We start from the raw sequence: 1,975 nt of genomic DNA on the forward strand, positions 1-1,975 counted from the left end.
AGCCGTCCAAGTTTTGGGGTGCAGTTCATCCGAGATCCCCTCCTCCGTCTAACTATAGAAATAGGCTTTCAAAGCCTTAGGCCAACAGCTTGCGACCGGACTCCTCAATCGCGTCAAGTGCTGCATCAGCCTCGGCGGCATCCGTGCCCTTAGCGAAGATGTACAGCTTAATCTTGGGCTCGGTGCCGGAAGGACGAACAATACCCTTGTTGCCACCCTCAAGATCGAACTCAATGACGTTAGCCTTCGGCAGGCCGTTCACGCAGGTGTTGTAATCCACGACAGCCTCAATCTTGGAACCGGCGAGCTCCGCGGGCGGGTTCTCACGCAGACCAGCCATGATGCCGGCCATCTTTGCCGCACCCTCAGCGCCCGGATAGCTCAGCGAAATCGTCTTGTTGTGATAGTAGCCATACTTCTCGTAAAGCTCGTGCATCGCATCGGCAAGGTTCTTGCCCTTGAGCTTGTAATACTGCGCCATCTGGCAAATCAGAAGCGAAGTGCTCACGGCGTCCTTGTCGCGCACGTGGTCACCGGCCAGATAGCCGTAGCTCTCCTCAAAACCGAAGATAAAGCGATCGACCTCGCCAGCATCGGAAAGAGAAGTAATGATGTCGCCGATGTACTTGAAGCCCGTCAGGCAGCGGCGGAGCTCAAAACCGTACTCGTCGGCCAGAGCGTCAACCATGGCGGAAGAAACGATAGTAGTAACGGCAACCTTCTTAGTGAGGTCCTCACCGCGGGCAGCACGGGTCTTGCAGATATAGTCGAGCAGCAGAACGCCCATCTCATTGCCGGTCAGCAGCAGATAGTCATCGCCATTCTTAACGGCAACGCCAACACGGTCGGCGTCGGGATCAGTTGCAAGCAGCAAATCAGGGTGAACCTGCTCGCAGAGATCGATGCCCTTCTGCATGGCCTGACGGATCTCGGGGTTAGGATACGGGCAGGTCGGGAAATCGCCGTTAGGCTCCTTCTGCTCGGGAACAACCGTGACATCGGTGATGCCAGCGCGCTCGAGCACCGTCGTGACAGGAATGAGGCCGGTACCATTCAGCGGCGTATAGACAAGCTTGAGCGGTGCGCCGGCAATCTCCTCGGCAGAAAGATTCGTAACGCCGCGAGCGAGAACGGCGTCGTAATAACGCTCGAGGCACGAGTCATCGATCCATTTGACCAGGCGCTGCTCAAGAGCCTCATCGAAGTCCATGGACTTCACACCGGTGAACGTATCGGTCTCGGCGATAGCCTTAGAAATTGCATCGGCAGCCTCGCTGGTGATCTGGCAGCCGTCGGGGCCATAGGCCTTATAGCCGTTATACGGCGCCGGGTTATGGCTAGCGGTCATGCAAATGCCACCGGAGCACTTAAGGTCGCGGACGGCCCAGGAGAGCGTCGGCACGGGAGAAATCTTGGGATAAACGAGGGCAGTCACGCCGTTTGCTGCAAGAATGGCAGCCGTCGTCTTAACGAACAGCTCACCTTTATTGCGGCTATCGCGAGCGATGGCGACCGTCGGATGCTCGAAGGTCGCATTGAGGTAGTCAGCGAATCCCTGGGTCGCACGACCGACCGTATAGATATTCATACGGTTAGTGCCTGCACCGATAGTGCCACGAAGGCCGGCAGTACCGAAGGCAAGATCCTGGAAGAAAGCGTCGGTGATGGCGTCCTCATCACCCTGCTCCTTCATCGTGTTAAGCTCAGCGAGGAGCTCCTCGTCCTTGACATTGGCAATCCAAGTATCAAGCAGCTCATGAACATCTGCCATGTGAGTCCTTCCGTCACAATCAATAAAACGACCCGTGTAAAACAGGACAAGCGCAGCAGTGCGCTAAAGCAAATATTAGTCCATTGAGAACAGAGAACCGACCAAAGAACGGTGAACGTCTATATTCAGCGGTGGATGATTAAATTGATTTAATTGCATAAGGAATGTTGCCAGTAAACGCAAAAAAGGGGGAGGCCGCGAGGC

At 55.6% G+C, this 1,975-nt stretch carries 1 protein-coding gene; it reads right to left on the minus strand.

What is annotated here, in order from left to right; genetic code table 11:
- Nucleotides 1-76: 76 nt before the first annotated feature.
- Nucleotides 77-1,771, minus strand: coding sequence for a phospho-sugar mutase (locus DW850_RS09985; RefSeq protein WP_117786965.1), 1,695 nt, complete (start codon nt 1,769-1,771; stop codon nt 77-79).
- Between the last annotated feature and the right edge of the window lie 204 nt (nt 1,772-1,975).

The sequence above is a fragment of the Collinsella sp. AM36-4AA genome, from assembly GCF_003467795.1.
In the GTDB taxonomy this organism is placed as follows: Bacteria; Actinomycetota; Coriobacteriia; order Coriobacteriales; family Coriobacteriaceae; genus Collinsella.

Excerpts from the sequence above, each read along its gene's own strand:
- DW850_RS09985 (WP_117786965.1), bottom strand. The coding sequence starts at position 1,771 with ATGGCAGATGTTCATGAGCTGCTTGATACTTGGATTGCCAATGTCAAG.